The organism is Flavobacterium sp., assembly GCF_965657075.1.
GTDB lineage: Bacteria > Bacteroidota > Bacteroidia > Flavobacteriales > Flavobacteriaceae > Flavobacterium.
Map to the genome: position 1 here is coordinate 1 of NZ_CBFHMV010000004.1, position 26,326 is coordinate 26,326.

The following is a 26,326-nucleotide window of genomic DNA, read 5'->3' on the forward strand; positions in this document are numbered from 1 at the left end:
GTAACAGAATTAATTCTGTTACGATTTAACTATATTTGAATTATTAACGAGTCAACCTTTTTTAGGACAACTCAGTGGTTATTGTATCATAAAGTTTTACGGATTTTTTTTGGTTGTTGATGGTTGATGGTTTTTACACCCCGGTCTTTGACCACCCCTCTGGGAGAGGGGATTTTTTTGGTTGGTGGTTTTTGTATCATAGAGTTTTACTGAGTTTTATGGTTGTTGATGGTTGATGGTTTTTTGGTTTATGGGTTTTTACACCATGGTCTTTGGGCACGCCTTTGGGAGTGGGGATTTTTGTTGATGGTTGGTGGTTGGTGGGAGATGGGGAGATGTTTATTTTGTTTAGGAACACCCCGCCCTTTGGGCACCCCTCTTGGGAAGAGGGGAGTTTGTTGGTGGTTGGTTGTTGATGGTTTACATTTTATAGTTAACATTTGATTATTTTTTATTTTTATTTAAAAAGTTAACAAAATTGATTTATTAGAGCATCTAAAAAAGCATTATATTTGCAAAATTCAAAACGTAATACAATAAAATGAATCCAGACAAAATATGGTTATCTTCTCCACACATGGGAGGTAATGAGCAAAACTATGTAAAGGAGGCTTTTGATACCAATTGGGTAGCTCCTTTAGGACCTAATGTTTCGGGTTTGGAACTTGATCTAGAAGCTTATTTGAATGAAGAGGTTCATGTTGCTGCCTTAAGTTCGGGAACTGCTGCTTTGCATTTGGCTTTGATTTTGCTTGGCGTTGGTTTGGGCGATGAGGTTCTATGTCAAAGTATGACTTTTTCAGCTTCTGCGAATCCTATTTTATATCAAGGAGCTGTTCCTGTTTTTATAGATAGTGAAAAAGATACTTGGAATTTATGTCCCCTTGCTTTAGAAGAAGCTATTTTGGATCGTATTGCAAAAGGTAAAAAACCGAAAGCTATTATTGGGGTTCATTTGTATGGAATGCCTTTTAAAGTGGATGAAATTTTAGCTGTTTCTCAAAAATATGATATTCCTTTAATTGAAGATAGTGCTGAAGCCTTGGGAAGTACTTATAAGGGTCAGAAGTGTGGTACTTTTGGTGCTTTTGGTGTTTTGTCTTTTAACGGTAATAAAATAATTACTACCTCTGGTGGTGGAGCCTTGGTTTGTAAAACTAAAGCGCATAAGGATAAAGCTATCTTTTTTGCTACTCAATCAAGAGACCAGGCGCCTCATTATCAGCATTCGGAAGTGGGATATAATTACCGAATGAGTAATATTTGTGCTGGCATTGGACGAGGGCAAATGGAAGTAATAGATTTGAGGGTTTCTCAAAGGAGAGCCATGCAAGATTTTTATAGTACATTTTTTGAATCTTCTGAAGAAGTTGCTGTTTTAACAGAATCTCATCAGGATTATTTTTCCAATCATTGGTTGAGTGCTATTGTTTTGGAATCTTATGAGAAAAGAGAAGCGTTACGATTGTTTTTGGAACAAAACACTATCGAATCGAGACCTTTATGGAAGCCTATGCATATGCAACCCGTTTTTGCAGCTTATCCTTATTATGGTACCAATGTTGCTGAGACTTTGTTTGAGAAAGGCTTATGCTTGCCTTCAGGCTCTAATTTGACTGATTTGAACAGGGATTTTATTTCTCAAAATTTACAAGCTTTTTTTAGTACATTTGTTTAGAACAAAACGATAACACCAAATCCATTGAGAGAAAAATACTTAGATAAGCTTTTGAAGCTTTTATTTCATAATCGATTTGATAATTTTGGTTATTTGCCAAGATGGTTGATTTTTTTTATTGATATTGTCATTATAGTAGTTGCTAATGCGCTTACTTATATGATGTTGAAGAATCTTACCCAGCATTTTTATCCAACTTTTACTTTTTTAGAAAGGTATTCTATAGTTGTTTTTGTAAATGTTTTGTTTTTTGTCCTTTTTAGGACTTATGCAGGTATTGTGAGGCATAGTAGTTTTGTTGATGCTGTGCGTCTTTTGGCTTCGACTTTCTTTTCTTTTCTAACCCTAATAGGACTCAATTTTCTTTTTGAAGTTTTTTTTGACAAAAAGGTATATTTGATTTCTGGATTGGTATTGAGTTTTATTTTGTCCTTTGCCTTTTTATTTTTCTTTAGAATTTTTGTTAAATATATATTTGAAAATTTTATCAACGCAGATCATTCTAAAAATCTAATACCTACGATAGTCTATGGTGCAGATGCCAATGCGATTGCTATTGCCAATGCTATTAAATCTGAAATTCCATCTCGATTTAAAGTAGTTGCCTTTATGGGTAATTCCAAATCGAATCGTTCCAAAAGTATTTTAGGATTACCTATTTTGTACAGTTCTAAAAAGACCTCAGTAATCCTGAGAAGTTTTAGTGCTAAAGCGCTTATTATTGCTGAAAAATCACTTACCAAAGAAGAAAAATTAGCTATTATTGATGATTGCTTAAATTACAATATTAAAGTTTATACCGTTCCAACCATAACCAATTGGGAAAATGAAAATGAGATTTCGAAACAAATTAAAAGTTTTGAGATTGAAGATTTATTAGAAAGAAAACCTATAGTATTGGACAATAAGTTGATTTCTAGTCAAATCACAGGTAAAACTATTTTTATCACAGGAGCTGCGGGTTCAATAGGTAGTGAAATAGTTTGGCAATTGTTGGACTTTAAGCCTAAGCGCTTACTACTAATTGACCAAGCGGAAACTCCTTTGCATCATTTGTTTATTGAAATTAACAAAACTATAATTGATAAGTCTATTGAGGTTCTACCTGCACTTATCGATATCAGAGATCAAAGTTGTTTGGAAGGTTTGTTTTCTACTTATACACCCGATTTAGTATATCATGCTGCTGCCTACAAACATGTTCCTTTGATGGAAGAAAATCCATTTCAAGCAGTAAATACCAATGTAAAGGGCACCAAAAACATGGTTGATCTTTCGTTAAAACATAAGGTTAAAAAGTTTGTTATGGTTTCCACTGATAAGGCTGTAAATCCTAGTAATGTTATGGGAGCTAGTAAACGAATTGCTGAAAAATATGTCATTTCTATGCAAAGTAAGCATGGTGATGAAGATACTAAATTTATTACGACTAGGTTTGGCAATGTTTTGGGTTCCAATGGTTCTGTAGTGCCTTTATTTAAACAGCAAATTGAAAAAGGTGGCCCTATCACTATAACGCATCCTGATATTATCCGGTATTTTATGACCATTCCAGAGGCTTGTCAGTTGGTTTTAGAAGCAGGTGCGATGGGTAAGGGTGGTGAAATTTATATTTTTGATATGGGTAAACCTGTTAAGATTATTGATTTGGCTCGAAAAATGATACAATTGGCTGGTTATGAGCCTGATAAAGAAATTCAAATTAAGATTGTAGGGCTTCGTCCTGGAGAGAAATTGTACGAAGAATTATTAAATGATACTTCCAAAACATTGCCTACGCATCATGAGAAAATTATGATTGCTCAAGATCTTTTTGAAGATTATGAGGCTAATATAGGCCATATTAATCAATTAATTGACTTGTCTCAAAATAAACAACCTATTGAAATCGTTACTAAAATGAAAGTGATTGTTCCAGAATTCCTAAGTATGAACTCTACTTATCAAAGTTTGGATTAATTTTTAGATTCCTTTTTCAAACTTTTTATTTAATGTATCTTTGCTTTTTTTAAAAAACACCTTATGAATAGAATTTTTCCTGTATTTTTTGTTTTAACTCTTATTATTATGTTAGGCTCTTGTGCTTCGGCCGAAAAATTTACCTTGTTAAGAGATGTTCAAAATAATGAAGAAAAAACTGCTGATTTTCAGGCTGTACTTCAACCGGATGATTTGTTGATGATTGTTATCTCTACGGATAACCCTATTATTTCTCAGCCTTATAATTTGTCAAACGTAGCTGTTTCAAATAACGATACTTCAGGTCGTGGAATTCAACAACTCTTGTCTTATCAAATCGATCAAGAAGGAATTATTCAAATGCCAAATCTTGGAAATGTAAAAGCAGCTGGTAAAACAAGAAATGAATTGGCTAAAGATATTACAACACTTTTAGAGGGAAAGTTAAAAGACCCTGTGGTTACGATTCGAATTTTAAATTATAAAGTTTCTGTTCAAGGTGAGGTTGCAAAACCGGGTATTTTTCCCATTTCTACCGAACGAGTTACTTTGTTGGAAGCATTGAGTATGGCAGGAGATTTAACTATATATGGAAGAAGGGATAATATCCTCATCATTCGTGAAGAAAATGGTGTTAAAAGTTTTAATAAGGTTGATATCACCAAAGGAGATTTTATCAATTCCCCTTATTATTACTTGTCTCAAAATGATGTAATTTTTGTTGAGCCTAATAAAACCAAAGTTAACTCTTCCGTAATTGGACCCAATGTAACTGTCGGGATTTCTGCTTTATCTCTGATTATCACTATAATAGCCTTAACTACAAAATAATATGCAACAAGAAATAAAAAACTCTAGTAAAGAGAAAGAAACCAATATAAATCTAAGAGAAGAGTTTGAAAAATATTTGTTTTATTGGCATTGGTTTTTGTTGAGTTTAGTTGTTTTTGTTTCTTTAGCGTTTTTCTATTTGCGTTATTCTACCCCAATTTATAAAGCTACAACAACGTTATTGGTTAAAGATGATCGAAAAGGGGGTGTGGCTAATGAGTTGGCTGCTTTTTCTGAATTAGGAATGTTATCTGGTGCTAAAAATAATGTAGATAATGAAATAGAGATTATTAAATCAAGAACTTTAATTGAAAAAACGATTCTAGAACTTAATCTAAACATTCAATATTTTAATCGAGGAAGGGTTAAAGATGGAGAATTGTATGATGGGTTGCCTGTTAAAGTTTTCTTTTCTAATTATGATGAAAGCTTTAACAATCAAAATCAATCTTATGTAATTACCAGGCTGAGTAACGATAAATATAGTTTGTACGACTCTACTGATAAAAAGCTTGGCGACTTTAATTTTGGACAAAAAATTAGGCTTAAAAATGCTGACTTACTGGTTATTAATCAAAATTCGAAAAACACTAATTTTTCAATTATGGTTCAGTTGGCCCCTGTTAAAAGTTTGGTGCAAAGTTTTACAAGTCGCTTGAATGTTTCTGCATTAAGTAAAAACACTAGTGTTATTGAGCTTTCTATAACAGATCCTAACAGAAAAAGAGCAGAAGAGTTTTTAAATACTTTGGTAAAAAGTTATAATGAAGATGCTATTTCTGATAAAAATTACATTTCCGAAAGCACTCAGAATTTTATTGATCAGCGTTTGGTACTAATTTCAAAAGAGTTGAAAGATGTTGAAACTGACGAAGAGTCTTTTAAAAAAAATAACAAAATTACAGACATCCCTTCTGAAGCTGGTTTATTTTTGGATAATGCTTCGGAATATGAAAAAAAAGTGGTTGAAAACGAAATGCAGCTTAAGGTCACTAATTTAGTTTCAGAGTTTATTTCTAACAATAAAAACGAATTAATTCCTGCCTCTGTTATCAGTACAGAAAGTGGCGCCAATGAATCGATTGACCAATATAATCAATTAATCATTACAAGAAAAAACTTTATTGAAAGTGGTGCAGGTCCTGATAACCCTCAAATCATTGCCCTTGATCGACAAATTGCAGATTTAAAGTCGAACGTAAAAGGAAGTATAGCGAGTTTAAAGCAAACGCTAGAGATAAAGAAACGTGATTTGAATAGACAAGGTGCTATTTTGGATGGTAAAATTTCACAAATACCTACGCAAGAAAAAGAGTTTAGAGGTTTGTCTAGACAACAAAATATCAAGCAATCTTTGTATTTGTATTTGTTAGAAAAAAGAGAAGAAGCTGCCATTTCTTTAGCAATTACCTCTGCTAATGCTAAAGTTATAGATGCTGCTCTAGCTTCAAATTCTCCTGTTTCGCCTAATAATCGTATGATTTATTTGGGTGCTTTTTTAATTGGTTTGTTAGTTCCTTTTATTATTATTTATTTGATTTATTTATTGGATACTAAGGTGAAATCAAGAGTTGATATTGAAAAAAATACTAACATTCCTTTCTTGGGAGATGTGCCAAGTTCCGATGATTCTTCCACCATTATTGAGGCTAATAGTCGAACTAGTTCGGCAGAAGCCATGCGAATTATCAGAACCAACTTAGAATTCTTATTGAATGGTAAAAAAGATACTAGAGCAAAGACTATTTTTGTTACTTCCACGTTCCCTAAAGAAGGTAAGACTTTTATTTCTGTAAATCTTGCGGGTACTCTTGCTTTATCTGGTAAAAAAGTACTTCTTGTTGGAATGGATATTAGAAACCCAAAATTGGATGAATACCTAACTATACCACAAAGAGGATTGACCAATTATTTGACTTCTGAGGATAGTTCTATAGCTTCTTACATAGTTAAATTGGATAATTATGCTAATTTTTACGTACTACCTGCTGGAATTATTCCACCAAATCCTGCTGAATTATTGATGGGAGAACGTGTTGAGTTGTTGTTTGAACAATTAAAACAAGACTACGATTATATTGTGGTTGATACTGCTCCTGTTGGATTGGTAACGGATACCTTTATCATTAATAAATTATCGGATTGTTTCTTGTATGTAGTAAGAGCAAATTATTTGGATAAACGAATGTTGGTTGTGCCTAATGATTTGTACAAAGAGAAAAAATTGAATAATATGGCTGTTGTATTGAATGATACTAATGTCAATAAAGGTTACGGGTACGGCTACGGGTACGGCTACGGGTACGGGTATGGCGTTGAAGTTGTTGAGGAATCGTGGTTTAAAAAAATTGTAGGTTTTTTTAAGAAATAAAGTTTTTGAGCCACTAAGTCGCAAAGTTGCAAAGTTTCTGAGCTGAAAAGTTGTTGAGTTGTTCAGCCACTAAGTCGCAAAGTCGAGAAGTTTCTGAGCTGTAAAGTTACTAAGCTGCTAAGTAATGCACTATCTAAAAAATAATTAAAATGAGCAGTTATTTATAGCTGCTTTTTTTATGGCTTCTATTTCCTTTATGATGATTGGACTGGAAAATGCTGCAATGTGTTGTTTGTGGTGGAAATCTGAACCTACAAAATCAATCATGTTGTTTTTTAAAAGTCTGTTTGCGGTTTCAGCCACTGGTTTTCCATAATATCCTACTGATGAAAGTAAGTTCATTTGAAAATAACAGCCTGCTTTTTTTAATTTGTTATAGACCTCAAAATTGTTGTGGTAAAAATTATATCGTTCTGGATGGGCTAAAATAGGGGTGTATCCCGCTACTTGTAATTCAAAAATAATATCAAAAAGTTGTATGGGTGGGTTTATATAGGACATTTCTACTAAAACCATTTTGTCTTTCAAGGTTAGTAGTTCTCCTTCTTTGAATAAACTTACGAAGTGGTCGTCCATTAAATATTCTGAAGCGGCTTTTAATTGTACTTTGTTGCTTAAGTCAGATAAGTCTTCTCTTGTTGTATTAAAAGCATTGTTTATGGTTTCGGAAGTATTTTCCCAAACGTATTTTATGGTGTGCGGTGTAGTAATGACTTTTTTAAATCCAAAATTAATCATGCTTTCTAACAAGAATTCGGAGTCTTCTTTTGTCTTTGCTCCATCATCTATTCCATGTAAGACATGGGAATGTATGTCTACATAATCGTTTGGAATTAGATCTCTTAAAAATGATTTGGGTTTGAAAATAGAGAACATTTTTTGATTTTTATTTTGTTTGATGCAAATTTAGTTTTTTTAGTTGGTGTTTTTTTTTTCATATTGTTTCATTGAGTTTTTTTGTTTAAAGTTGGTGTTTTCATAATAATTCAAATTTAATAATTTTTGAAAACACTCTCTTAGTTTTTGACTAAATCAGTACACTTTTTGCTGACGATTTACAGAAATTCCAATATTCCAAATTCCAAAAATTAAATTCGAAATTATTTGAATTTGAGAATTTTGTTTGTTCTGTAAAGTAAAATTGCGTTAGCCATAATGATTGGTGCTACTGAAGTTAAATGCGCTTTGTTAATCATGTATAAAGCATAGATTAGTAAAGTAAATGCTAAAAATGATTTTACTTGATTGATTTTTTTAGTATTTTTTTTCCACATGAAAACTACTAGAAGTAAATAAAAAGGATTTATAAGTAGGGCATTATAATTCCATAAAACTTCTTCGTGAAGCGAATAAAATCCTACCAAACAAAATAAAATTCCTAACAAACCTAGAATGATGAAGTAGATTAAATCTAATGTTTTGTTGTTGCTCATTATTAAAATTAGCATTACAGCTATAAGCGAATAAATGCTGTCCCAATACGAAAAATCCTCTACTTTTTGGGCTTCAAATACAGTAGTTTCTTTTATTACAAGAGGTTTTTCATTGTATTTGATTTTTTGGAGTTCTTTTTTTAAATCTAAGGGTAAAAATAATTTTGATGCTTCTTGATCTACTTTTGTTCCAAATATTAAATTGATGCCTAATTGCTGATAAAAATGATTGTTTGTATATGGAAACAATACTTCTCTGTAAGTAACTTTTTGTTTTTCTTGAAATTTAATGACTTTTGTACCCATGATTTCATTGATTTTATCAATGACCATCGTGGTGCAATTTCTATCGATAAACTTATACGTATAAAAACGTTCTTCAGAATATAAGGTTTTGTTTATGAGTTCAAAAAGTTGTTTTTTTTCTTCGAGATTTAAAGCTAATTCTTGTTCGTATATGGAACGGTTTTCCATTTTGTAGGCATATTCAAAATCAGCATATCTTTGAGCAGCCACAAAGTATTGTAAATCTCCTTTTACAAATTTTAGTAAGAAATTCTCGGTATTGAAGTCAAAATACCCAAAATTAAACACCATATCCACAGCTTGTGAATTGTCGGTAAAACGAAGACCTGTGTGGCCATAAAAGGTATGAGATTCATTGGCAACACCAATAGTAATTACACTAACTTTTGTTTCCTGACTCCATTGAAATCCTAGTGAAAAACCAAAACTAACATTTAGTAATACTAAAAAGAAAAGTATTTTTTTTATCATAAAAAGTGTTTGTGTCAATTAGAATTAAATTCTAAAAGATAAATTCCAATATTTAAACTTTCTTCCAATTATCTTCTAAATAAATCTAAATCTACTTTTAGTGAAAATATGTTGGAATATAAAGCGGCACTTTGGTCGCCTAAATCGGTTAATGCATAGTCAATTTGAATGCCTTTGTATTTGAATCCCAAACCAATATTAGGTTGAAATCCTACTTTTTTGGTATTGTCAATTTGAGTGATTTGTTGAAAATTTCCGACACCAGCTCTTAGAAAAACTAAGTCAGTATAGCCCAATTCAAAGCCCAGCGCTGGATCAATACTTACCACATCTGTAGCAAAAATATCGTTGGTTTTAGCAAATTGCATGTTTAGGTTTGTTGCTGCTAACAGACTCATTTCGTTATGAAATTCAAATTTTTTAGAAACTCCTAGTTGTGCTTTGGGTAAGGTGATTTCTGAAGTTTCAGGTAGTTCTTGGTTTTCACCAGGAATGGCATCTCTTATGGTGTTGAATTCCTCTTCATTAATGGTCCAGGTGTTATAAGTTGTTGTTATGTCTCTAAACATTAAACCCACTTTCCAGTCGTTTTGGCTTTCATACTGAATTCCTAAATCAAAACCAAAACCCCAAGAATTCGCAAAATCACCAATAACACGTCTTATCACCTTAGCGTTAATTCCGTAATTAAAACCTTCTAAAGGCAATGCCCTTGCATAGGAAACAGTTAAGCCATAATCGGCTGTTGAAAAAAGAGAAATTCTATTGTAGTCGATATTTCCTTGACTGTCAATTAATTGTGTGGTATTTAAAATATCATCGACACCAAAGCGTATTAAAGAAATTCCTAAAGCACTTCTGTTGTCAATAGGCATTCCAAAGGCAATGTAATCGTATTGGGCAATATTAGCAAAATAATTGGCATGCATTAGTGCTACTTGCTGACTTTCTAATTGCAGTAAACCTGCAGGATTCCAATAACCCGCATTGACATCGTTGGCGTGAGAAACTACAGCGTTGCTCATTCCTAAAGCAGCGGCATCTACACCAATACTCATGAATTCATTAGAGTATTTTCGTGTAGTTTGACTCCATGAGATTACAGAAACCATTAAGAAAAGAAAAGCAACTTTTTTCAATACATTTATTTTTTACAAATATCTAACAAAATTCTTAATTATTAAACTCTAAAATTCTTAACTTATTGTATTACATTTGCCTTAAATAAGCATAATTAGTATGGAAATTAAAAAACACATTCCCAATTTTATCACCTTGTTGAATTTGTCCAGCGGTTTGTTGGCTGTAATTGCTATTTTTAAAGGCTATTATGATGAGGCGTTTTTATTTGTTTGTTTAGGAATTTTCTTTGATTTTTGGGATGGCTTTTTTGCTAGAAAGTTCAATGTTTCTGGGGAATTAGGATTGCAATTAGATTCTCTGGCTGACATGGTCACAAGTGGTGTAGTGCCTGGTTTGATGATGTTTAGTTTGATTGAAACCATACAAAATACTCAAGAACAATTTTATGTTACTGAGGATACTTTTTACATGGGGGTTGTGCCTTATTTTGGTTTTCTAATCACTATTGCTTCTTGTTATAGATTGGCTAAATTTAACATTGACAAACGACAAATTGATTCTTTTATTGGATTACCCACACCAGCCAACGCTTTGTTGATTATGAGTATTCCTATGATTCAATTTGAAAATTCGTATGAAAGTATCACGGAATTATTGAGTAATCCATATGTTTTAATGGGAATTACGTTTTTAAGTGCTTATTTTTTAAATGCCAACATTCCTTTATTTTCTTTAAAATTAAAATCTTTAGCTTGGGAAAAAGCAAAAGTGCAATATTTATTTATTCTGTTTTCGATAATTTTATTCTTGTTGCTTGATTTTATTGCTTTGCCTTTGATTATATTGTCTTACGTTTTAGTTTCTGTTTTTTTAAATAAAAGGGCTGCTAAAGTTTAATATTCTTATGTCTTTTGAAAAAAAAACGCATTGTAAGAACTCCCTCTAAACGAAAAACTTCAAGTTCTTTGGGAATGAAGTTGGTTAAAGGTGCCTTTTTTTCTTTTCTATTGGTAGTCTTGAGTGTGGCTTTGTATCAAAATCGCAATCGGTTTTTGTATTATTTAGGATTTAAATCTAATAATCCGGTACTGCTGAATGCAAAAGATAGAGCGGTTCATGATGTTCATATCAATTCTATTTTAAAGCATTACAGTAATAAAACAATTGGTATCGATGTGTCGGAATATCAAGGGCATATTGATTGGAATGTCCCTAAGAAATTACAGGAGTCTTATGAAATTGATTTTGTAATCAGTAGGGCTACTGCAGGAAAAAACAAGGTGGATACTCAGTTTAAGCACAATTGGAACACTACCAAAGGGAAATATATTCGTGGTGCTTATCACTATTATCGCCCTAACGAAAACTCTATTGCTCAAGCTGAAAACTTCATTAAAACGGTTCGTTTGACTAAAGGAGATTTGCCTCCAATTTTAGATATAGAAAAATTGCCTAAAACGCAATCTCTTGACAGTTTGAAAGTAGGGTTGAGACGATGGTTGGTAAAGGTGGAACAGCATTATAAGGTCAAGCCGATTATTTATTCTGGAGAAAGTTATTATTCTGATTTTTTGAAAGAAGAATTTTCAGAGTATCCTTTTTGGATTGCGAATTACAATTTTTGGAAGAAAGAGGTTCATCGGGATTGGTGGATTTGGCAATTCACCGAAAAGGCGCAAGTAAGTGGTATAAAAGGTTTAGTTGATGTTAATGTTTATGATGGTTTGAAGGTGGAGTTGTTGGAGAAGTGTGTTCGTTAGAAATTTAGAATTTAGAAAGATGGATTTTTGAGTTGTTGGTTGTAGCACAAAGGTTTTCACAAAGTTTCACGAAGAGTTTTTTGCTAAGTTTTTGTGGGATGTAACACAGAGTCTCACAAAGAGTTTTAATGCAAAGTTTTTTAAGTTTTTCGCAAGGTTCGAAGTGTTTTTTAAAAAAAAACGGGATGTATATTAAAAATAAAGTGTGACAATATTTGACTTTCACAAACCAATAACTGTAAACTGTAAACTACAAACCGAAACTAAAACTCCAACTTCTTCTTACGCAATTCGAAATTTTGACCTAGGTAGACTCTTCTAACCATTTCATCTTCTACTAACTCTTCTGGTTTTCCGGCTTTTAGAATACCACCTTCAAACATTAGATAGGTTTTATCGGTGATGGCTAGCGTTTCTTGAACGTTATGATCGGTGATTAGAATTCCGATATTTTTATTTTTTAATTGTGCTACAATTCTTTGAATATCTTCTACTGCTACTGGGTCAACTCCTGCAAAAGGTTCGTCCAATAAAATGAATTTTGGATCAGTAGCTAAAGCTCTAGCGATTTCGGTTCTACGACGTTCTCCTCCAGAAAGTAGGTCGCCCCGATTGGTTCTAATGTGTTCTAAAGAAAATTCAGCAATCAATTCTTCCATTTTTGCTACTTGTTCTTCTTTAGTTTTATTGGTCAGTTGTAAAACGCTTAAAATATTATCTTCAATACTTAATTTTCTAAAAACAGAAGCTTCTTGAGCCAAATAACCAATTCCGTTTTGAGCACGTTTGTACATTGGGAAATTAGTAATGTCCATATCATCCAAAAATATGTTTCCGCTGTTGGGTTTTACTAATCCCACAATCATGTAGAATGAGGTCGTTTTTCCAGCTCCATTTGGTCCTAAAAGTCCCACAATTTCCCCTTGATTCACTTCCACAGAAATCCCTTTTACGACACTTCTTTTTTTGTATGTTTTTACTAAATTTTCTGCTCTAAGCTTCATAGTATGGTTATAAGTTTAAAAGGTTATGAGTTTAAAAGGCATGAAGTTACAAATAAACAAATAAACGAATAAACAGTTCAACGATTTAACAATAATTTATTTTCTGCTTACTGAACACTTTCTTCCAGGGCTTCCCAAAACTCATAAGCTCTTCTTAGGTGTGGAATTACGATAGTACCTCCAACTAGGGTTGCTATTCCCATAGCTTCCATCATTTCTTCTCTTGAAATCCCATTTTTATAGGCAGTTTCTAAGTGGTATTTGATGCAGTCGTCGCATCTTAAGACGGCAGAGGCTACCAATCCTAAAAGTTCTTTAGTTTTAACATCTAAAGCACCTTCAGCATAAGCATTGGTATCTAAGTTGAAAATACGTTTTACAATTTTATTGTTGTCGGCTAATAACTTTTCATTCATTTTAGAACGATAGTCGTTGAATTCTTGAACTACATTTGACATTTTATGTGTTTTTTATTTTTTTTTTCATGTTCTTATAAACTACGGCACTAATTACTATACTAATTTCATATAAAATCATGATTGGAATGGCCACTATGACTTGACTAATCACGTCTGGTGGTGTTATGATTGCAGATAAAATTAACACAATTACCAGCGTGTATTTTCGGTAATTTCTTAAAGATTCTGGGCTAACTAAACCTAGTTTTGACAGAAAATAAATGATGATGGGTAATTCAAAAATTAATCCACAGGCAAGTACGGATGTTTTTATCATTCCAACATAGGAATCCAAATTGAATTCGTTTACAATTTCAGGACTGGCAGAGAATGAGCCAAAGAAATAAACGGATAAAGGTGTTATTATAAAATAACCAAACAGAACTCCTAAAAAGAATAATAATGATGCAACAACTATAAATAAAACAGCATATTTTTTTTCTTTATCGTAAAGTGCTGGACTTATAAATTTCCATAATTCCCATAAAATGAAAGGAAATCCAACTATAAATCCGACCGTAATACAAGTCCAAATCATGAAAGAAACTTGTCCTCCCATGTCTGTATTTTGAATGATGAAAGGCATTTCGGCATTGCAAATTCCAGTATCTTGTACCTCGAATTTTTGAAGAATTTTACAAAAAAACTGGTACGTGACAAATTTTGGATTTTTTGGACCAAATAAAATTTCACTGTAAATGTAATCGATAAAAAAGTAGGAAGCACCCGCCAAGGATAGCACCGCAATTGTACTTCTAATTAATAACCATCTTAATTCCTCAAGATGATCCAAAAATGACATTTCTCCTATATGCTTTTTTGTCATTATACTATTCCCTCTTTAAGAATATCGTGTAAATGAATAATTCCTTTGTATTCGTTATCGTCCATTACTACAAGTTGCGTAATGGCGTTGTTTTCTAAAACATTTAAAGCTTCGCTAACTAAAATAGAAGCGTTGATGTTTTTTGGGTTTTTGGTCATTATGTCTTTCGCTGTTAAATCAGAAAATGTATCTCTATCATTTAACATTCTTCTAATGTCACCATCTGTAATAATTCCAATTACAAGCTCGTTTTCAACAACAGCTGTTACCCCTAATCTTTTTTCAGAAATTTCCATGATGACTTTTTTAATACTGGCGTCAGGAGTCACTTGAGGTTTGTGTGTGGTGTCTAACATGTCTTTTACACGCAATAAAAGTTTTTTTCCTAAAGCACCACCGGGATGATACAGCGCAAAATCTTCACTTTTAAAATTTCTCATTTCCATTAAACAAACTGCTAAAGCATCACCAAGTACCAGTTGTGCAGTAGTTGAATTTGTTGGTGCTAAATTGTTTGGACAAGCTTCCGCATCTACATGAGCATGTAAAATATGATGCGATTCTTTTCCTAAAAATGAATTTAAGTCAGCTGTCATTCCAATTAAAGTATTTCCAAAACGTTTTAATAAAGGTACTAAAACTTTAATTTCTGGACTATTTCCGCTTTTAGAGATGCAGATTACAATGTCTTCTTTTAACAACATCCCTAAATCACCATGCACTGCTTCAGAGGCATGAAGAAACATTGAAGGTGTTCCGGTAGAGTTTAAGGTAGCCACTATTTTTTGAGCTATGATTGCACTTTTTCCGATTCCTGTTAGTACCACACGACCTTTACAAGCGTATATCTTTTCTACACTTTGTGAAAAATCAGGAGTTAAATAATCTACAAGTTTAGCAATACTCTCACTTTCATTTAAGATCGTTTTCTTAGCATTGAAAAGAATAGTTTCAGTAGTATTCAAAATTTATTGTTATTTTTTTTGGTTTTTTAAAGAAAGTTGTATATTTATAGTTGCAAATTTAGGTAAAATCATATTAATACATAATATATTCTTTAGGATAATTATAAAGTAGTTAAAATGAATTTACTTCAACAAAATAAATGCACACAAAAGAATGAAATCAAGCGAAATCGATTTGCATAAAGAATTAAAAAAATATTTTGGATTTAATCAATTCAAAGGATTACAAGAAGGTGTTGTAAAAAGTATAATTACAGGGAATAATACCTTTGTAATCATGCCAACTGGTGGTGGAAAATCACTTTGTTATCAATTACCAGCTTTAGTTTTAGAAGGAACTGCTATTGTAGTTTCTCCTTTAATAGCCTTGATGAAAAATCAGGTAGATGCGATGCGTAGTATTAGTTCGGAATACGGAATTGCACATGTTTTGAATTCTTCTTTAAATAAAACGGAAGTCAACCAAGTAAAATCGGATATACGTGCTGGAATTACTAAGTTGCTTTATGTGGCACCAGAGTCACTAGCCAAAGAAGATTATATTCAGTTTTTTAATGAAGTTCCTGTATCCTTTGTTGCGATTGACGAAGCCCATTGTATTTCTGAATGGGGTCACGATTTTAGACCAGAATATAGAAACTTAAGAAATATAATTAAGTTATTAGGTGATGTTCCTATAATTGGTTTAACAGCAACGGCTACTCCAAAAGTACAAGAAGATATTTTGAAAAATTTAGAAATGTCGAATGCTAATACTTTTAAAGCTTCTTTTAATAGACCTAATTTATTTTATGAAGTACGGACCAAAACCAAAAATATTGAATCTGATATCATTCGATTCATCAAACAACATAAAGGTAAATCAGGTGTAATTTATTGTTTAAGTCGTAAAAAGGTAGAAGAAATTGCACAAGTTTTACAAGTAAACGGAATCTCAGCAGTACCTTATCATGCAGGTTTGGATGCCAAAACCAGAGCGAAACACCAAGACATGTTCCTAATGGAAGATGTGGAAGTTGTTGTGGCAACCATAGCTTTCGGTATGGGAATTGACAAGCCCGACGTGCGTTTTGTAATTCATCACGATATTCCAAAATCATTAGAGAGTTATTATCAAGAAACAGGACGTGCAGGACGAGATGGAGGAGAAGGACATTGTTTAGCTTACTATTCTTATAAAGACATTGAAAAGTTAGAAAAATTCATGTCAGGTAAACCCGTTGCCGAACAAGAAGTGGGGTTTGCTTTGTTGCAAGAAGTTGTGGCTTATGCAGAAACCTCTATGAGTCGTAGAAAGTTTTTACTTCATTATTTTGGGGAAGAATTTGACGATGTCAATGGAGAAGGAGCTGATATGGATGATAATGTTCGCAACCCAAAAAATAAGGCTGAGGCTCAAGATCAAGTGGTTGTTTTGTTGCATATGGTTAAAGATACCAAACAAATTTTTAAGTCTAAAGAATTGATTTTTGCTTTGGTAGGTAAAGTAAATGCCATCATAAAAGCACAGAAAATTGATGCTCAACCTTATTTTGGAAAAGGAAAAAACTTTGATGAAAAATATTGGATGGCATTAATCCGTCAAGTCTTGGTTGCAGGATTATTGAATAAAGATATAGAGAGTTATGGGGTTTTGAAATTGTCTTCTAAAGGAGAGGCCTATCTCAAAAATCCAGTTTCATTTATGATGTCTTGCGATCATGAATATAATGAGGTGGAAGATGATGCTATTGTTACTGCTGCAAAATCTTCTGGTACTGCAGATGAGGCTTTGATGACGATGTTGAAAGATTTGCGTAAAAAAGAAGCCAAAAAATTAGGCGTTCCACCGTTTGTTATTTTTCAAGATCCATCCTTAGAGGATATGGCTTTGAAATATCCGATTTCTATAGAAGAATTGAGTAATATTCATGGAGTAGGTGAAGGGAAAGCTAAAAAATACGGTAAACCATTTATTGAATTAATCAATCGTTATGTAGATGATAATGATATTATTCGTCCTGATGATTTAGTAGTTAAATCTACAGGAGCTAATTCTGGATTAAAACTGTATATCATTCAAAATGTGGATAGAAAATTAGCTTTGGATGATATTGCTAAGGCCAAAGGATTAACAATGGATGATTTGTTGAAAGAAATGGAACAAATTGTTTATTCAGGCACCAAGCTAAATATTAAATATTGGGTAGACGACATTTTGGATGACGACCAACAGGAAGAAATTCACGAGTACTTTATGGAGTCAGAATCTGATAAAATCGATGCAGCCTTAAAAGAATTTGATGGTGATTACGATACCGAAGAATTACGTTTAATGCGTATTAAATTTATCAGTGAGGTGGCAAATTAGAAGTTGAAATTCCAATATTTAAAATTCCAAATTCCAAAGATTTATAATTGGAATTTGGAATTTATTTTTTGGAATTTTCCTCAAAAACTTCTCCACGATGAGGTTTTAATGCATCACGAACAGCAATCATGTCTTTTTCTTCCACTACCATAAAAGCGATGGCATACATGTCGTTTAGAATTTCAAAACCTGTTAGGTTTACTTCTAATTTTTCAACTTCAATAAATTCTTTTAAATGAATTTCGTGATGTTCTGCTGTTTTAGCAGCAACTTCTCCTCTAAAATCCCAAATCAGTTTTATTTTTCGCATTATCTATTTTTAAAATTCAAAGTTACAAAGTCAATTTTCAAATCACTATTTTTGTATAATTAATTTTCTGAAATTCTGAATATCAATAAACATGAAAACTAAAATACTATTATTATTCTTATTGTTTCAAACGGCTTTTTCACAAGAATTGACTTTGGAACAAGCCAATCATTTAGCCACTTTACCTATCAAATGCTTGCAACAAGAATATCCCAATAAACTAAATCAAATGTTGCTTGATAGCACCGAAATTCAATCTCCAAAAGAATTACATCCTACTTTTTATGGATGTTTTGATTGGCATTCATCGGTTCATGGACATTGGAGTTTGGTTTATTTGTTGAATAATTTTAAAGATTTAGATCATAAGGAAGAAATAATTCAAAAGTTAAAAGCCAATCTCTCCAAAGAAAACATTACGCAAGAAATAGCCTATTTTAATAAACCTCATGAAAAGTCTTATGAACGAACTTATGGTTGGAATTGGCTATTAAAATTGCAACATGAACTAGAGGTTTCAAAAGAAAATTTTGCTATTGAATTAGTACAAAATTTAAAACCTTTAACTGATTTAATCATAGAACGATATATTGAATTTTTACCTAAATTAAGATATCCTATTCGTGTAGGAACACACTCCAATACAGCTTTTGGATTATCAAACGCTTGGGATTATGCTGTTTTTTCTGAAAATCTTACCTTGCAACAGAGTATAAAAGAAAATGCTAAACGATTGTTCTTAAACGATAAGGATTGTCCTTTTACTTGGGAACCTAGTGGAACAGATTTCTTGTCACCATGCATGGAAGAATTAGGTTTGATGAGTAAAATTTTAGATAAAAAGGAATTTCTGCCTTGGGCAAAAAAGTTTGCTCCGAAATTATTTGATAAAAAATTCACTTGGGAAGTCGCACAAGTTTCCGATAGAACAGACGGTCATTTAGTGCATTTAGATGGTTTAAATTTTAGTCGAGCTTGGAATATGTACTCCCTAATGAATAAATATCCAAAAGAGTTTTCACATTTAAAAACTTTAGCAGACAAACACTTGCAATTTTCTATGCCTTCAGTAGTAGATGGAAATTACGAAGGAGAACATTGGTTAGCTTCTTTTGCCTTGAGAGCTTTTGAAGAAAAAAACAAAATCAAATAAGTATCTTTGCCAATTATCAAAACATTTATAATCCGAATTTCGAATATCTATAAAATATGCCAAAAGAATTTCAATTTCAAGTTGCACCAGAAGTAGCGTCTAACAAAAATTTGTTGCAACAAGCCGTTGCTAAACAATTGCAAATTGCTGCTAAAGATATTCAGAAAGTAATGGTTCAAAAACGTTCTATTGATGCGCGTCAAAAAGCCATTAAATTCAATGTAAAAGGACTGGTTTTTTTGCAAAATGAAAATTTTGTAGCAACAGAAATACAATTGCCCAATTATCCAAACGTTGCCAACAAACAAGAAGTTGTGGTGGTTGGTGCTGGTCCAGCCGGATTATTTGCAGCGTTACAATTGATTGAATTAGGGTTAAAACCTGTCGTGATTGAAAGAGGAAAAGATGTTCGAGGCAGAAGAAGAGATTTAAAAGCCATCAATGTGGACGGTATTGTGAATGAAGATTCCAATTATTGTTTTGGTGAAGGTGGAGCAGGAACTTATTCGGATGGAAAACTTTATACAAGAAGTAAAAAACGCGGTGATGTGGATAGAATTTTACAACTTTTAGTCGCATTTGGAGCAACACCCGAAATATTAGTAGAAGCTCATCCACATATTGGGACCAATAAATTACCACAAATCATTCAAGATATTCGTGAAAAAATTATTGCTTGTGGTGGACAAGTTTTGTTTGAAAAAAGAGTCATAGACTTCACACTTAAAAGTAATGAGATTCAAGGTGTTGTTTTGCACGATGGTACTGTAATTGAATCGAATAAAGTTATTCTTGCAACGGGACATTCAGCTAGAGATATTTTCGAATTATTACATCAAAAAGATATTTTTATTGAAGCCAAACCTTTTGCTTTGGGCGTAAGAGCAGAACATCCTCAGGAATTGATAGATAAAATCCAATATTCCTGCGATTTTAGAGGCGAATTTTTGCCACCAGCACCATATTCTATTGTAAAACAAGTGGCAGGTCGTGGTATGTATTCGTTTTGCATGTGTCCAGGTGGAGTAATTGCACCTTGTGCTACAGGTCCTGGTGAAGTTGTTACTAATGGTTGGTCGCCTTCCAAAAGAGATCAAGCTACTGCTAATTCTGGAATTGTAGTCGAATTAAAATTAGAAGATTTTCATCCTTATAAAAAATTTGGTCCTTTAGCAGGAATGGAGTTTCAAAAAGCCATAGAACAAAAAGCATGGCAATTGGCAGGTTCAACTCAAAAAGTTCCAGCCCAACGCTTGATAGATTTTACTCAAAGTAAAGTTTCAGCATCTATCCCAAAAACTTCTTATGTTCCTGGGACGACTTCAGTTGAATTGGGAGAAGTTTTTCCAAATTTCTTAACACAAACAATGCGTGAGGGTTTTGTGCAGTTTGGAAAATCCATGAAAGGTTATTTTACTAATGAAGCTATTCTGCATGCACCAGAAAGTAGAACATCGTCACCAGTTAGAATTCCAAGAGATAATGTTACACTAGAACATGTTCAAATTAAAGGATTGTATCCTTGTGGAGAAGGAGCAGGATATGCTGGTGGAATTATTTCTGCAGCCATTGATGGAGAAAAATGTGCCTTAAAAATTGCGGAAATAATTAATAAATAAACCTTTTTTTATTAAAAATAAATTATTTTAACTAATCTATAACGATATAGTTAATTTCTTTTCCAAAAAAGGGATTGTTCTTGTTTTATATATTGTATTTTTATGGAAATTTAACTTTTTAATTATGAGTACAATACCATCACAATTTCAGATTTCAAAACCTCTTTGTCAAGATACTTATTTAGTCAATGGTGAATTAAAAAAATGGAACGGAACCTTTACGGATGTTTACTCTACTATATCTTCTACTGAGATTTATCAACCGACGCTTTTAGGAAGTATTCCGGCCATGGGAGCAACTGAAGCTGATGAAGCTACTGATGCTGCTTTTAAAGCATACGATAACGGACAAGGTTTGTGGCCTACGATGAAGGTGATGGACAGAATTAAGTGCATGCAAGATTTTGTAACACAAATGAAGGCTACTCGTGAAGAAGTAGTTAAATTTTTAATGTGGGAAATTGGAAAATCACTTCCAGATTCTGAAAAAGAATTTGATAGAACCGTCGATTATATTTACGATACTATTGAAGATTATAAACAATTAGATCGAGATAACGCTCGTTTTACTAAAAGTCAGGGCGTAAATGCTATGGTACGACGTGGACCGCTTGGTGTGGTTTTGTGTTTAGGACCTTATAATTATCCTTTGAACGAAACATTTTCTTTGTTGATTCCAGCCATCATCATGGGAAATACGGTTATTTTTAAACCTGCTAAACACGGAGTATTATTAATTTCACCTTTATTAAAAGCATTTCAAAGTAGTTTTCCAAAAGGCGTAATCAATATAGTTTATGGTAGAGGTAGAAATGTCGCTTCTCCCATTATGAAATCAGGAAAAGTTGCTGTTTTAGCTCTAATTGGAAATAGTAAATCAGCTATTGCACTACAAGACCAACATCCCAATAAAAACAGATTGCGTTTGATTTTAGGATTAGAAGCTAAAAACCCAGCGATTGTTTTACCAGATGCTGATTTAGATTTGGCAATTCAAGAATGTGTAACAGGCTCTTTGTCTTTTAATGGTCAAAGATGTACTGCTTTAAAAATCATCTATGTTCATGAGTCCATTGCTGCTGAATTCAACAAACGATTTGCAGAGAAAGTTGATGCATTACCTTATGGAAATCCTTGGGAAAATGGAGTTTTATTGACCCCTTTACCTGAAAAAGAAAAACCTGCTTATATTCAAGAATTAATTGACGATGCAATTGGTAAAGGAGCATCAATCCTAAATAAAAAAGGAGGACAACATTCCGAAAATTATATCTTTCCAGCAGTTTTATTTCCAATAAATAAGGAAATGCGTGTTTACCACGAAGAACAATTTGGACCAGTAGTTCCTGTTTTAACATTCAAAGACATTCAAGAACCTTTAAATGATATGGCTGAATCAAATTATGGACAACAAGTGAGTTTGTTTGGAAAAGATATTAAAACTATTGCGCCGCTTATTGATACTTTGGTGAATTTGGTTTGTAGGGTAAATTTAAACAGTTCTTGTCAACGTGGACCAGATGTTTATCCTTTTACAGGTAGAAAAGACTCAGCTGTTGGAACTCTGAGTATTCATGATGCCTTGCGTTCTTTTTCTATCAGAACTTTCGTTGCATCCAAAGACAATGATTACAATAATGCCATTTTACAAGAACTGTTAAATAGTAAAGCTTCTAATTTTATCAATACAGATTATATTTTATAGCTTTCTTAAAATGATTTCAGATAATTGAACAGCCGTTAAACTTTTGCTAAAAATATTTTTCAGCTTATAGATGCTACTTTTTTCGTATTTTTGATGGGAATAAAAAAAATATGATTGAAGAGAAAGTAATATTAGTGGATATCAATGATGAACCTTTGGGTTTGATGGATAAAATGGCGGCTCATGAGCAAGCTTTGTTGCATCGTGCCTTTTCCGTTTTTGTATTAAATGATCAAAATGAAGTCATGTTGCAACAGCGGGCTTCTCATAAATACCATTCTCCGTTGTTATGGACCAACACTTGTTGTAGTCATCAACGCGCTGGTGAATCTAACATTCAAGCAGGAAAAAGACGCTTGGAAGAAGAAATGGGTTTTAAAACAGAACTGAAAGAACTTTTTCATTTCATCTACAAAGCTCCTTTTGATAACGGCTTAACAGAACACGAACTGGATCACGTGATGATTGGTTATTCTAATGAAGCTCCTAAAATCAATAAAGAGGAAGTCGAAAGTTGGAAATGGATGAAAATTGAAGACATCAAAAACGATATGCAAATTCATCCTGAAATTTACACCGTTTGGTTCAAAATCATTTTCGATAAATTTTATCACTATTTAGAAAGTCATACCCTTTAACCTATTACCTAAAACCTACCATCTGTAATGAGAGTAACCGTTTCAAGAAAAGCACATTTCAATTCAGCACACCGATTATATCGTAAAGATTGGACTATGGAACAAAACGACGCTGTTTTCGGAAAGTGCAACAATCCTAATTTTCACGGACACAATTACGAATTAATAGTAAGCGTAACTGGAGCAATAGATCAAGAAACTGGATTTGTAGTTGATGTAAAAATACTTTCTGATTTAATCAAAGAACATATTGAAAATGCCTTTGACCATAAAAATTTAAATTTGGATGTTCCAGATTTTAAAGACCTAAATCCTACTGCCGAAAATATTGCTGTTGTAATTTGGAATAAATTGCGACCACATATTGACGCTAAAAATGATTTAGAAGTCGTTTTATACGAAACACCTCGAAATTTTGTAACTTATAAAGGCAACTAAAATGGCAATCACAAAAGGAGCTGTTGTTCCCAATTTTAAAGCAAAAACACAATCAGGCGATTCTTTTGAACTTTCTAATTACTTAGGAAAACCCTTAGTGATTTACTTTTACCCAAAAGATAACACTCCAGGCTGTACCACTCAAGCTTGCAGTTTCAGAGATCAATACCAAGATTTTCAGGATTTAGGGGCAGAAGTAATTGGTATTAGTGGCGATAGTGAGGCTTCTCACGATAAATTTGCACAAAAACACAAATTACCTTTTATATTGTTATCTGATAGTTCAAAAAAAATCAGAACCCTTTTTGGAGTTCCTACTCATTTTTTTGGACTTATGCCTGGTAGAGTTACTTACATCATCGATAAACAAGGAAAAGTAGTGTCTGTTTTTGATAGTATGAAAGCCAATGTACATATAGAACATGCTTTAAAAATGATTAAAAAAATGTAGTTGATTTGGAGCAATAGGGCTTGGGCTTATTTAGTCATGTAGTTCCTTTCTTCCATTCTATCTTTTTTTTTCAAAAAAAGGATGCCATTCCAGCAAGGGCTATTGATAAACTTTTTGCATCTTTGTAATGTTTAAAAACAAGTAAAATGAAATCCTTATATCCCTTCACCTTTGAACCCATTGTAAAAGAACGTATTTGGGGTGGAACAAAGCTAAAAACGTATTTAAATAAGTCAATTTCATCCGATACTATTGGAGAAAGCTGGGAATTGTCAACAGTACCTAATGATGTTAGTGTTGTAAATAATGGCGTTTTAAAAGGGAAAAACGTTAATGAATTAATAACATTATATCCTAAAGAATTTTTAGGTTCAGAAGTTTTAGAACGATTTGGAACCGAATTCCCTTTGCTTTTTAAGTTTATTGATGCCAAACAAGATTTATCCATTCAGGTGCATCCTAATGATGCATTGGCCAAAAAGCGTCACAATTCCTTTGGAAAAACCGAAATGTGGTATGTAATGCAAGCCGATGAAAATGCTCGGTTAATTGTCGGTTTTAAACAAAATTCTACTCCAGATGAATATAAAAAAGCCTTAGAACGTAACGAGTTAATTTCCATTTTAAATGAAGTTGAGGTAAAAGTTGGAGATGTTTTCTTTTTAGAAACGGGTACCATTCATGCCATTGGAGCAGGAATTGTCATTGCGGAAATACAACAAACTAGCGATATTACTTACAGGGTTTACGATTTTGACAGAGTAGATGCTTTGGGTAATAAACGAGAATTACACACTGAGATGGCTTTAGAAGCCTTAAATTACAACACAACTGAAGCATATATAGATTATCAATCAAAAGTGAACACAAGAAATGAATTGGTGCATTGCGACTATTTTAAAACCAATATCATTCCTTTACAGGAAATGTATCACTGGAAAAAGACTAAAGAAGCTTTTACGGTATTAATGTGCACAGAAGGAACTTTTGATTTGCAATTTAACAATGAAGTAAGCCATTTTAAAATGGGTGACACCGTTTTGTTACCGGCTGTTTTAGATGAAGTCTATTTAAATGGAACTGCTACTTTATTAGAAATTTCAATTTAATTTGCTGTTTGACAAATATATTGTGTAATTTTGCATCAAATTTTAAAATAAGAAAAAATGGCAAGCGTTAAAAACTTGAAAAAAGAAATCAACTACGTTTTAGGAGATATTGTAAACATCGTTTACGTTTGGGAAATGACTAACGGAGGAAAACCAACAGAAGCTTCTGACAAATTAGTAGATGAAATTTACGAAACCTTTGACGGATTAATGTCAAAAGCAAACGTAAAAGACATAGAAAATAAAAAAGCGCATTTCAAACAAATTCGTTCAGAATACGAAGCGGCTGCTAATCAGTTTGTTGCAAAAGTAAATGAATTAAATTAAAAAAATCAATAAAAAAAGTGTCAATTTTGTTTGGAAATTAAAAATACAAACCTATATTTGCACTCGAAATTTGAGTTGCCAGCGTAGCTCAGCTGGCTAGAGCAGCTGATTTGTAATCAGCAGGTCGTGGGTTCGAGTCCCTCCGCCGGCTCAAATGTAAAGAGGAAAGTGAAAGCTTTCCTCTTTTTTGTTTCTACTAATTTTGATTATTGTTTTTCGGTTAATAAATAAAAAAGAGGAACTTCATTAAGAAATTCCCCTTTTTTTATTAAAATTATATTTTTGAAACTAAATAATTTATTTTTTCTCCATTTTCTTTCTCTCAGCTACAAATTCTTGTAGTATTTTTCCATATTTGGATTTAGACACTTCTGGAGTTATTTTGGCATTTATGGAATCTAAAAATCTCATGTTAATGTCTGCAATTTCTGTAAGCACTAAATAAGGAGCAATTTCTTTATCTCCATGAGAAGAAGCAAAATTGGCTACAAATAAGTATTTTTTCTTTAATAATTTATCGTAAGCGATTTTGATGCTGTCTTTAGTTTTTAAACTATTTATTTCTCTGTTTTCTAATTCTTTCTGGATTAATTCCATGCTTTTATCGGTGAATTGGCTTCTAATTTTAGCATATTCCACATACAAATCATGATTTTTACTTCCGGTAATTTTAGCATCTGCAAAAAATGCTTTTAGAGTTGTGTTGATATCCATTTTACCTGGTTCTGCAAAAAAAGGTAAGTTGTTGTCAATAGAATTGGTTTGCCCTCTATCTAAAAACAGGTACAACATTTCTGGTTCTTCAATGGGTAAAAAAGTTTCAAATTTAGAAGCACCTTTCATGATTATGCTGTCCAAAATCACCAAGGAAGAATCTTTGATTTTTTGAATGTAAAGTTTTCCTTGTCCTAGTCCTTCAATATTTCCTGTAAGATGTAAATTTTTGCCTTCATTTTCTTTTTTATCACATGCAATACTACTCACAAGTATTAAGGCTAATAGAATGATTTTTTTTGTCATTGTTGTTTTTGATTTATTTTTCAAAAGTAATTTATTTTTTTGATTTTCGAATTTTCAACTA

24 protein-coding genes and 1 tRNA gene are annotated in these 26,326 nt (G+C 32.5%); 16 read left to right on the plus strand and 9 right to left on the minus strand.

Features of this window, described 5'->3' with window-relative positions; genetic code table 11:
• Positions 1-541: 541 nt before the first annotated feature.
• From ACTF56_RS03925 to ACTF56_RS03940, 4 genes are all read left to right on the plus strand, one after another.
• Positions 542-1,678 (plus strand): DegT/DnrJ/EryC1/StrS family aminotransferase, encoded by a 1,137-nt coding sequence (locus ACTF56_RS03925; protein WP_438965611.1) that lies wholly within the window; start codon positions 542-544, stop codon positions 1,676-1,678.
• Between the two features lie 24 nt (positions 1,679-1,702).
• Positions 1,703-3,637 (plus strand): polysaccharide biosynthesis protein, encoded by a 1,935-nt coding sequence (locus ACTF56_RS03930; RefSeq protein WP_438965612.1) that lies wholly within the window; start codon positions 1,703-1,705, stop codon positions 3,635-3,637.
• 63 nt (positions 3,638-3,700) lie between these two features.
• Complete coding sequence (locus ACTF56_RS03935) at positions 3,701-4,468, plus strand: polysaccharide biosynthesis/export family protein (protein WP_438965613.1); 768 nt, start codon at positions 3,701-3,703, stop codon at positions 4,466-4,468.
• 1 nt (position 4,469) lies between these two features.
• On the plus strand, positions 4,470-6,839 hold the full coding sequence (locus tag ACTF56_RS03940) for a GumC family protein (protein WP_438965614.1): 2,370 nt from the start codon (positions 4,470-4,472) through the stop codon (positions 6,837-6,839).
• Positions 6,840-6,983: 144 nt separating this feature from the next.
• Here the strand turns inward: ACTF56_RS03940 and ACTF56_RS03945 are convergent, their stop codons facing one another.
• The 3 genes from ACTF56_RS03945 to ACTF56_RS03955 all read right to left on the minus strand — a co-directional run bounded on the left by ACTF56_RS03945 (position 6,984) and on the right by ACTF56_RS03955 (position 10,107).
• Entirely contained in the window at positions 6,984-7,715 is a 732-nt protein-coding gene (locus ACTF56_RS03945) for a tyrosine-protein phosphatase (protein WP_438965615.1), read from the minus strand.
• 224 nt (positions 7,716-7,939) lie between these two features.
• Complete coding sequence (locus ACTF56_RS03950) at positions 7,940-9,049, minus strand: lipoprotein N-acyltransferase Lnb domain-containing protein (RefSeq protein WP_438965616.1); 1,110 nt, start codon at positions 9,047-9,049, stop codon at positions 7,940-7,942.
• Between the two features lie 68 nt (positions 9,050-9,117).
• Positions 9,118-10,107, minus strand: coding sequence for a PorV/PorQ family protein (locus ACTF56_RS03955; RefSeq protein WP_438965802.1), 990 nt, complete (start codon positions 10,105-10,107; stop codon positions 9,118-9,120).
• Between the two features lie 181 nt (positions 10,108-10,288).
• On the opposite strand from ACTF56_RS03955, the gene ACTF56_RS03960 reads away from it, so the two are divergent.
• Complete coding sequence (locus ACTF56_RS03960) at positions 10,289-11,029, plus strand: CDP-alcohol phosphatidyltransferase family protein (protein ID WP_438965617.1); 741 nt, start codon at positions 10,289-10,291, stop codon at positions 11,027-11,029.
• Between the two features lie 14 nt (positions 11,030-11,043).
• Positions 11,044-11,892, plus strand: a complete 849-nt coding sequence (locus ACTF56_RS03965) for a GH25 family lysozyme (RefSeq protein ID WP_438965618.1) — start codon at positions 11,044-11,046, stop codon at positions 11,890-11,892.
• Positions 11,893-12,155: 263 nt separating this feature from the next.
• Here ACTF56_RS03965 and lptB read toward each other — a convergent pair whose 3' ends face one another.
• The 4 genes from lptB to ACTF56_RS03985 form a co-directional block, all read right to left on the minus strand.
• Positions 12,156-12,896 carry an LPS export ABC transporter ATP-binding protein gene (lptB, locus tag ACTF56_RS03970; protein ID WP_438965619.1) on the minus strand — a complete coding sequence of 247 codons (741 nt, stop codon included), beginning with the start codon at positions 12,894-12,896 and terminating at the stop codon, positions 12,156-12,158.
• Positions 12,897-13,003: 107 nt separating this feature from the next.
• Positions 13,004-13,354, minus strand: coding sequence for a carboxymuconolactone decarboxylase family protein (locus tag ACTF56_RS03975; RefSeq protein WP_438965620.1), 351 nt, complete (start codon positions 13,352-13,354; stop codon positions 13,004-13,006).
• Position 13,355: 1 nt separating this feature from the next.
• The gene (gene tatC / locus ACTF56_RS03980) at positions 13,356-14,180 is read right to left on the minus strand and encodes a twin-arginine translocase subunit TatC (protein ID WP_438965621.1); all 825 of its coding nucleotides are present in this window, start codon (positions 14,178-14,180) and stop codon (positions 13,356-13,358) included.
• Positions 14,180-15,145 (minus strand): KpsF/GutQ family sugar-phosphate isomerase, encoded by a 966-nt coding sequence (locus tag ACTF56_RS03985; RefSeq protein WP_438965622.1) that lies wholly within the window; start codon positions 15,143-15,145, stop codon positions 14,180-14,182. Before ACTF56_RS03985 ends, tatC begins: the two co-directional genes overlap by 1 nt.
• Positions 15,146-15,299: 154 nt before the next feature.
• Between ACTF56_RS03985 and recQ the strand changes: the two genes are divergently transcribed.
• A complete protein-coding gene (gene recQ, locus ACTF56_RS03990; RefSeq protein ID WP_438965623.1) occupies positions 15,300-17,495 on the plus strand; it encodes a DNA helicase RecQ in 2,196 nt (731 codons plus the stop codon).
• A gap of 61 nt (positions 17,496-17,556) precedes the next feature.
• On the opposite strand, the gene ACTF56_RS03995 is transcribed toward recQ, so the two are convergent.
• A complete protein-coding gene (locus ACTF56_RS03995; protein WP_438965803.1) occupies positions 17,557-17,808 on the minus strand; it encodes a hypothetical protein in 252 nt (83 codons plus the stop codon).
• Positions 17,809-17,896: 88 nt separating this feature from the next.
• Here ACTF56_RS03995 and ACTF56_RS04000 point away from each other — a divergent pair, with 88 nt between their 5' ends.
• The 9 genes from ACTF56_RS04000 to ACTF56_RS04040 all read left to right on the plus strand — a co-directional run bounded on the left by ACTF56_RS04000 (position 17,897) and on the right by ACTF56_RS04040 (position 25,396).
• Positions 17,897-18,958: a DUF2891 domain-containing protein gene (locus ACTF56_RS04000; protein ID WP_438965624.1), complete on the plus strand. Its 1,062-nt coding sequence runs from the start codon at positions 17,897-17,899 to the stop codon at positions 18,956-18,958.
• Between the two features lie 56 nt (positions 18,959-19,014).
• Positions 19,015-20,577 (plus strand): NAD(P)/FAD-dependent oxidoreductase, encoded by a 1,563-nt coding sequence (locus tag ACTF56_RS04005; protein WP_438965625.1) that lies wholly within the window; start codon positions 19,015-19,017, stop codon positions 20,575-20,577.
• 124 nt (positions 20,578-20,701) lie between these two features.
• A complete protein-coding gene (locus tag ACTF56_RS04010) occupies positions 20,702-22,282 on the plus strand; it encodes an NADP-dependent glyceraldehyde-3-phosphate dehydrogenase (RefSeq protein ID WP_438965626.1) in 1,581 nt (526 codons plus the stop codon).
• Between the two features lie 110 nt (positions 22,283-22,392).
• Positions 22,393-22,920, plus strand: coding sequence for an isopentenyl-diphosphate Delta-isomerase (idi, locus tag ACTF56_RS04015; protein ID WP_438965627.1), 528 nt, complete (start codon positions 22,393-22,395; stop codon positions 22,918-22,920).
• Between the two features lie 27 nt (positions 22,921-22,947).
• On the plus strand, positions 22,948-23,358 hold the full coding sequence (locus ACTF56_RS04020) for a 6-pyruvoyl trahydropterin synthase family protein (protein WP_438965628.1): 411 nt from the start codon (positions 22,948-22,950) through the stop codon (positions 23,356-23,358).
• Position 23,359: 1 nt separating this feature from the next.
• Positions 23,360-23,809, plus strand: coding sequence for a peroxiredoxin (locus tag ACTF56_RS04025; protein WP_438965629.1), 450 nt, complete (start codon positions 23,360-23,362; stop codon positions 23,807-23,809).
• A gap of 146 nt (positions 23,810-23,955) precedes the next feature.
• Positions 23,956-24,918 (plus strand): type I phosphomannose isomerase catalytic subunit, encoded by a 963-nt coding sequence (locus ACTF56_RS04030; RefSeq protein WP_438965630.1) that lies wholly within the window; start codon positions 23,956-23,958, stop codon positions 24,916-24,918.
• Positions 24,919-24,975: 57 nt separating this feature from the next.
• Positions 24,976-25,245 carry a hypothetical protein gene (locus tag ACTF56_RS04035; RefSeq protein ID WP_438965631.1) on the plus strand — a complete coding sequence of 90 codons (270 nt, stop codon included), beginning with the start codon at positions 24,976-24,978 and terminating at the stop codon, positions 25,243-25,245.
• Between the two features lie 77 nt (positions 25,246-25,322).
• Positions 25,323-25,396 (plus strand) — tRNA-Thr (locus ACTF56_RS04040).
• A gap of 146 nt (positions 25,397-25,542) precedes the next feature.
• Here the strand turns inward: ACTF56_RS04040 and ACTF56_RS04045 are convergent.
• Entirely contained in the window at positions 25,543-26,265 is a 723-nt protein-coding gene (locus ACTF56_RS04045; protein WP_438965632.1) for a DUF4369 domain-containing protein, read from the minus strand.
• Between the last annotated feature and the right edge of the window lie 61 nt (positions 26,266-26,326).

Coding starts and splice junctions, on each gene's coding strand:
- ACTF56_RS04030 (WP_438965630.1), top strand. CDS start 23,956: ATGAAATCCTTATATCCCTTCACCTTTGAACCCATTGTAAAAGAACGT.
- ACTF56_RS03940 (WP_438965614.1), top strand. CDS start 4,470: ATGCAACAAGAAATAAAAAACTCTAGTAAAGAGAAAGAAACCAATATA.
- recQ (WP_438965623.1), top strand. CDS start 15,300: ATGAAATCAAGCGAAATCGATTTGCATAAAGAATTAAAAAAATATTTT.
- ACTF56_RS03925 (WP_438965611.1), top strand. CDS start 542: ATGAATCCAGACAAAATATGGTTATCTTCTCCACACATGGGAGGTAAT.
- idi (WP_438965627.1), top strand. CDS start 22,393: ATGATTGAAGAGAAAGTAATATTAGTGGATATCAATGATGAACCTTTG.
- ACTF56_RS04045 (WP_438965632.1), bottom strand. CDS start 26,265: ATGACAAAAAAAATCATTCTATTAGCCTTAATACTTGTGAGTAGTATT.
- ACTF56_RS04005 (WP_438965625.1), top strand. CDS start 19,015: ATGCCAAAAGAATTTCAATTTCAAGTTGCACCAGAAGTAGCGTCTAAC.
- ACTF56_RS04010 (WP_438965626.1), top strand. CDS start 20,702: ATGAGTACAATACCATCACAATTTCAGATTTCAAAACCTCTTTGTCAA.
- ACTF56_RS03935 (WP_438965613.1), top strand. CDS start 3,701: ATGAATAGAATTTTTCCTGTATTTTTTGTTTTAACTCTTATTATTATG.
- ACTF56_RS03975 (WP_438965620.1), bottom strand. CDS start 13,354: ATGTCAAATGTAGTTCAAGAATTCAACGACTATCGTTCTAAAATGAAT.
- ACTF56_RS03945 (WP_438965615.1), bottom strand. CDS start 7,715: ATGTTCTCTATTTTCAAACCCAAATCATTTTTAAGAGATCTAATTCCA.
- ACTF56_RS04035 (WP_438965631.1), top strand. CDS start 24,976: ATGGCAAGCGTTAAAAACTTGAAAAAAGAAATCAACTACGTTTTAGGA.
- ACTF56_RS04025 (WP_438965629.1), top strand. CDS start 23,360: ATGGCAATCACAAAAGGAGCTGTTGTTCCCAATTTTAAAGCAAAAACA.
- lptB (WP_438965619.1), bottom strand. CDS start 12,896: ATGAAGCTTAGAGCAGAAAATTTAGTAAAAACATACAAAAAAAGAAGT.
- ACTF56_RS03955 (WP_438965802.1), bottom strand. CDS start 10,107: ATGAGTATTGGTGTAGATGCCGCTGCTTTAGGAATGAGCAACGCTGTA.
- ACTF56_RS03950 (WP_438965616.1), bottom strand. CDS start 9,049: ATGATAAAAAAAATACTTTTCTTTTTAGTATTACTAAATGTTAGTTTT.
- ACTF56_RS04000 (WP_438965624.1), top strand. CDS start 17,897: ATGAAAACTAAAATACTATTATTATTCTTATTGTTTCAAACGGCTTTT.
- ACTF56_RS03960 (WP_438965617.1), top strand. CDS start 10,289: ATGGAAATTAAAAAACACATTCCCAATTTTATCACCTTGTTGAATTTG.
- ACTF56_RS04020 (WP_438965628.1), top strand. CDS start 22,948: ATGAGAGTAACCGTTTCAAGAAAAGCACATTTCAATTCAGCACACCGA.
- tatC (WP_438965621.1), bottom strand. CDS start 14,180: ATGACAAAAAAGCATATAGGAGAAATGTCATTTTTGGATCATCTTGAG.